Below are 5,926 nucleotides of genomic sequence, written 5' to 3' on the forward strand. Positions count from 1 at the left end.
GGGCGTCGTGCGAGGCCTCGGGGTCGGCGGCGACGGCGACGAGGCCGCGGATCTCGCGGGCGCAGGCGTCGAGCAGGTCGAGCACCCGGCGGGCCCGCCGCTTGCGGCCGAGCATGGGGTTCAGCGGGTGCACCAGCGGGGCGACGGAGAGCCGTACCCGGGCGAGCAGCTGTTCCAGCTCGGCGACCTTCGGGCTCGGGTCGGCGCCCTCGGTCCCGGCCAGCCGGGCGGCCGTCTCGGCGGTGCAGGCGTGGACGCAGCGCAGGGCCCGCTGGATCCAGGCGTCGGTGACGCTGTGCGTGGTCACGGGGAGCACGAACGCCACGGCGAGCACGGCGCCGAGCGCGCCGACTCCGGTCTCCACCAGCCGCAGCGCCAGCAGCTGCGGACTGAGGACGCCCAGCAGGCCGTAGAGCATCGCGGCGAGCAGGGTCACCCAGAGCATCATCCAGGTGTAGGACACGGCGGCGGTGTAGAAGATGCCGAAGACGGAGACGGCCACGATCACGGCGGTGGGGAGCGCGTCCCCGTGCACGGGGAGGGCGACGAGCACAGCGAGCCCGATGCCGAGCACCGTGCCCATGAACCGCCGGAAGCCGCGGACCAGGGTCTCCCCGCGGGAGGTGGTGTTGACGAAGATCCACCAGGTGGCGCCGACGGCCCAGTACCAGCGCTGGCCGGAGACCAGCTGGCCGACGATCAGGGCGAAACCCGCGCCGGCGGTCGCCTGGATCGCCTGGCGGGTGGTGATCCGGGCCAGACCGGTGCCGCCCGGCGGGGCGGGGGCGACGGCCGGGGGCATCCGGCGCTCGTAGCACCAGACACCGAAGCGCACCGCGGCGGCGGCGAGCACGGACAGCAGGACGGAGACGTACAGCTCGGGCAGCCGGCCCGGGGTGGCCTGCAGGAACTGCGCCACGAAGTACGTCATGAACGCGAACACGCCGAGGCTGTGCCCGCGCGGCCCCCAGCGCCGGGCGTAGACGCCCGCGCCGACCACGGCGAGGAAGGCGAGGTCCCGGGCCACCGGCTGGTCGTGCAGCTCGGCCGCGAGGGCGAGCACGGGCAGGCCGACGGCCGGCAGCAGCGCGGTGGTGACGGCCTGTCCGCGGATCGTGGCGTCGGTGACGGTGAACAGGGCGAGCAGGGCGGCGAGACCGCCGGTGACGGCACCCGCGAGCGAATGCCCGGCCAGGCCGCACAGGACGACGGCCAGCGAGATGCCGAGCACGGCGCGGGCCGCGAAGCGCAGCCGCACGCGGCCCGGGTCCGGAGCCATGAACACCCTCTTCAGCACCACTTATCGCCCCCCTGGGATGTCTCGTTCGGAACGTGGCATGAAAAAGGCGCCGCGGGGTCCGCAGCGCCATCGACGCCTCCATATCACCATCCCTGCCACCACTGGCTCAACCGACGAGCTTCGGACTGAGCCATTGGTACAGTGCGAGGGTTCGATGAGCGGCCGATGGAGGGCCAACGGCCGACGCTGCGCGAAGGAGGCCGGACGTCATGGCCGTGGACGAGCTCGACACCCGCATCCTGCGGCTGCTGCTGGAGCAGCCACGCACCAGCGTGCGGGAGTACGCCCGCATCCTCGGGGTGGCGCGGGGCACCCTCCAGGCCCGTCTGGACCGTATGGAGCGCGAGGGTGTGATCACCGGTTCGGCACCGGCCCTCTCCCCCGCCGCGCTGGGTCATCCCGTGCTCGCGTTCGTGCACATCGAGGTCACCCAGGGGCATCTGGACGAGGTCGGCGACGCGCTGGCGGCCGTACCGGAGATCGTCGAGGCGTTCTCCATCACCGGCGGCGGCGATCTGCTGACCCGGGTGGTGGCGCGGGACAACGGTCATCTGGAGGACGTGATCCAGAAGCTGATCAGCCTGCCCGGCGTGGTCCGCACCCGCACGGAGGTGGCCCTGCGCGAGCGGGTCCCGCACCGGCTGCTGCCGCTGGTGGAGTCGATCGGACGCGGCGCACGCAGGTGAGCGTGGGCGTTCCGGCGACGGATCACTCCCGCCCCGTTGACGTGTTCTGCTCACCTCCCTATCGTCTGGTCGATTGTTCGTACGGCGTTCGACATTTCGCACAACTCATTGACATCCGGCAGCAGAGGAGCACCCATGGCACCGCCCCTCTCGAGAAGGACCCTCATCCAGGCGGCCGCTCTCGCGGCGACCGCCGCTTGCGCCACCACGACCGGGCGAGCCGTCGCCGCGCCGGGAGGGGCCGGGCCGGTCGGTGCCCCACGTCGCTCGTGGCCGGTCCGGCCCTTCGCCCTGGAGGACGTCACGCTGGGGCCGGGTGTCTTCGCCGAGAAGCGGCGGCTCATGCTCGATCACGCGCGCGGCTACGACGTGAATCGCCTGCTTCAGGTCTTCCGCGCCAACGCTGGCCTCTCCACCCGGGGCGCGGTCGCCCCCGGCGGCTGGGAGGGGCTGGACGGCGAGGCGAACGGCAATCTGCGCGGCCACTACACCGGCCACTTCCTGACCATGCTGGCGCAGGCGTACCGCAGCACCGGCGAGCAGGTGTTCGCCGACCGGATCGGCACCATGGTGGGCGCGCTCACCGAGGTGCGTGCGGCGCTGCGCCGCGATCCTGCCGTGCTCGGCACCGACGGGCGGTTCGGCCGCGCGGCGGAGAACGTGCGCGGCTCGTACCAGTACGTGGATCTCCCGTCGGGTGTCCTCGACGGCGCCCGGGCGCTCACGCTCTCCGCCTGGGTGCGGCCCGCGCACGACGCCGCCTGGGCGAGGATCGCCGACTTCGGCGACGGCACCGCCCGCTATGTGTACCTGGCGGCCCGCAACGCCGACGGTGTGCCGAGGTTCGCGATCACCACCTCGGGCCCCGGCGGCGAGCAGGGCCTGAACGGCACCGCGCCCCTGCCGCTAAACCAGTGGAGCCATGTGGCCGTCACCCTCGCGGACGGCACCGGCACCCTGTACGTCGACGGCACCCCGGTCGCCCGCAACCCGGAGATGACCCTGACGCCTGCCGGTCTGGGCGCCCTGAGGCACCACTGGCTGGGCCGCTCCCCCTTCCCCGCCGACCCGGTCCTCGCGGGCGCCTTCGAGGAGGTCAACGTTTACGCGCGCGCCCTGACCGGCGCCGAGATCGCCGAGCTGCACGGCAGCCGGGCCGCCGGCACCTCGGCCGGCCGGGGCGATCTGGCGTCGTACGCCTTCGACGAGACCACCGGCGGAACCTTCGCGGACGCGTCGGGACGGGGGCTGGACGCGACCCTGCGCCGCACCTGGGACGGGCCCAGCCATCCGGGGTTCCTGGCCGCCTACCCGGAGACGCAGTTCATCGAGCTGGAGTCGATGACCGCGAGCGACTACACCCGGGTGTGGGCGCCGTACTACACCGCGCACAAGATCCTCCAGGGGCTGCTCGACGCGTATCTCGCCACGGACGACGAGCGGGCGCTCGACCTGGCGTCCGGGATGGGCGACTGGATGCACGCCCGGCTGTCCGTGCTGCCGGCGGCGACTCTGCAGCGGATGTGGGGGCTGTTCTCCAGCGGGGAGTTCGGCGGCGTCGTCGAGGCCGTCTGCGAGCTGCACGCCCTCACCGGCACGGCCGAACACCTCGCGCTGGCCCGGCTGTTCGACCTCGACCGGCTCATCGACGCCTGCGCCGCGGACACCGACGTCCTCGACGGGCTGCACGCCAACCAGCACATCCCGGTCTTCACGGGCCTGGTCCGGCTGTACGACGCGACGGGCGAGGAGCGCTACCTGACGGCCGCGAGGAACTTCTGGCGGATGGTCGTCCCGCACCGGATGTACGCCATCGGCGGCACCAGCAGCGGGGAGTTCTGGAAGGCGCGTGACGTCATCGCGGGCAGCATCGGGCCCACCACCGCCGAGACGTGCTGCGCGTACAACATGCTCAAGCTGAGCCGGACGCTGTTCTTCCACGAGCAGGACCCGGCCTACATGGACTACTACGAACGGGCCCTGTACAACCAGGTGCTCGGCTCCAAGCAGGACCGGCCGGACGCCGAGAAGCCGCTCGTCACGTACTTCATCGGGCTGACGCCCGGCCATGTGCGGGACTACACGCCCAAGCAGGGCACGACCTGCTGCGAGGGCACCGGCATGGAGAGCGCCACCAAGTACCAGGACTCGGTGTACTTCGCGCGGTCCGACGGGAGCGCGCTGTACGTCAACCTGTACAGCCGGTCCGAACTGACCTGGGCCGAGAAGGGAATCACGGTCACGCAGGCCACCCACTATCCGGAGGAACAGGGCAGCACCCTGACCATCGGCGAGGGCCGGGCGGCCTTCACCCTGCTGCTGCGTGTGCCGTCATGGGCGACGGCGGGGTTCCGGGTCACCGTCAACGGGCGTACGGTGCCCGGGGATCCGCGGCCCGGCAGCTACTTCGCTGTCTCCCGGACCTGGCGCGGCGGGGACACCGTGCGGATCTCCGTCCCGTTCCGGCTGCGGGTGGAGAAGGCGCTCGACGATCCCGGTCTGCAGGCCCTCTTCTACGGTCCGGTCACCCTGGCCGCCCGCCGGGCGGGCACCGAACAGCTGGAGTTGGGGCTGTACCGCAACGCCGGGCTGAGCGGAGACCTGCTGCCGTCCCTCACCCCCGTCCCCGGCGAGCCGTTGCACTTCACGCTGGACGGCGTCGAGCTCGCGCCCTTCTCGGAGGGGACCGAGGACCCGACGCACGTGTACTTCCGACGCTCGGAGCCGCGTGTGATCTTCGGCACGTCCGACTCCGGGGTCGCCAACCCGGCCCGGGACGACGGGACCACGCTCCTGGACGCCGTCTGGGCCGGTGCGCCCTTCCGCGGCAAGGACGCGCTGGTGAGACGCGTGCGGTCGACAGTGGACGCGTGGGTGTCCGGCGGTCTGCTGAGCGAGGAGGAGGGCGCCGCGGTCGTACGGACGGCGCGCGAGGCGACGTACGTGCCCTGAGGCCCGCCGAAGATTTTTCCCCGAACGCTGATTGCCTCGCGCCTGCCGTCCGTACTTCCTGCTGTTGGGCCGTTCATATCCCAGGAGGCACGATGCGCATCTCGCGCAGCACGGCAGGAACCGCGTTCGTGGGCGGAGCCATGGTTCTCACCCTCGCCGCGCTCGCCTATCCCACCATGCTGGGCGTACAGAACACATCGACCCAGCCGGACCGGATCATCGCCAACACGAACTACGGCCCGCTCACCGAGGCGGACCGTGACTTCGTGGTGAAGGTGCGCGCGGCGGGGCTCTGGGAGCACCCCCTGGGGCTGCTGGCGATGGAGCGCGGTACGACACCGGAGATGAAGGAGGCGGGCGAGCATCTCGTCGTCGGGCACGGCCGACTGGACGCGAGCTGCCGCAAGATCTCGATCGAGCTGGGCATCACGCTGCCCAACCAGGCGTCGCCGCAGCAGGAGCAGTTCGTCCAGACGGTGAACTCCGCCACCGGCAGGGAGTTCGACTCGGTCGCGGCGAACATCATGCGGGTGACGCACGGTCAGATCTTCCCGGCCATCGCCAAGATCCGGGCCAGCACCAGGAACACGCTGATCCGGCAGCTCGCTGACCAGGCCAACGACACGGTGCTCGACCACATGACCGTGCTGGAGAAGACCGGCATGGTCAACCAGGAGCAGGTCAACTTCCAGCAGACCAGCCCGCCCAAGATGCCGGCGGAGCAGGTGACCCCGCCGGCACCGGCGGCCGGCGCACCGGTGAAGGTCCTGGAGATCCCCAAGGGCCTGGAGGACCTGAACACGGTCTCCCCGGCACCGTCGCCGTCGGGGACGGTCAAGTAGCGGGCGCGGCGGCTGTCTAGGGGGTGTCCGCAAAGTCCCGTCGTCCGCCCGAAGGGCGGGCCCTGCGGCGTCCGGTGCGTGCTCTCGGCGTGCCGGGCGGACACCCGCGTACTGGTTGTACTCGGGTGTTCGCCCGGTGCGGCGAG

At 71.7% G+C, this 5,926-nt stretch carries 4 protein-coding genes; 3 read left to right on the forward strand and 1 reads right to left on the reverse strand.

Features of this window, described 5'->3' with window-relative positions; translation table 11 throughout:
- A partial coding sequence (locus N4P33_RS31495) for an FUSC family protein (RefSeq protein ID WP_260830359.1) occupies positions 1 to 1,297 on the reverse strand: 1,297 nt, incomplete at its 3' end.
- A gap of 212 nt (positions 1,298 to 1,509) precedes the next feature.
- Between N4P33_RS31495 and N4P33_RS31500 the strand changes: the two genes are divergently transcribed.
- The 3 genes from N4P33_RS31500 (at position 1,510) to N4P33_RS31510 (ending at position 5,780) form a co-directional block, all read left to right on the forward strand.
- Positions 1,510 to 1,986, forward strand: coding sequence for an Lrp/AsnC family transcriptional regulator (locus tag N4P33_RS31500; RefSeq protein ID WP_260830360.1), 477 nt, complete (start codon positions 1,510 to 1,512; stop codon positions 1,984 to 1,986).
- Positions 1,987 to 2,121: 135 nt separating this feature from the next.
- Positions 2,122 to 4,938 carry a beta-L-arabinofuranosidase domain-containing protein gene (locus N4P33_RS31505; protein ID WP_260830361.1) on the forward strand — a complete coding sequence of 939 codons (2,817 nt, stop codon included), beginning with the start codon at positions 2,122 to 2,124 and terminating at the stop codon, positions 4,936 to 4,938.
- Between the two features lie 92 nt (positions 4,939 to 5,030).
- Positions 5,031 to 5,780 carry a DUF4142 domain-containing protein gene (locus N4P33_RS31510; RefSeq protein WP_260830362.1) on the forward strand — a complete coding sequence of 250 codons (750 nt, stop codon included), beginning with the start codon at positions 5,031 to 5,033 and terminating at the stop codon, positions 5,778 to 5,780.
- The last annotated feature ends 146 nt before the right edge of the window (positions 5,781 to 5,926 follow it).

The organism is Streptomyces sp. 15-116A (assembly GCF_025290915.1).
Lineage (GTDB): Bacteria > Actinomycetota > Actinomycetes > Streptomycetales > Streptomycetaceae > Streptomyces.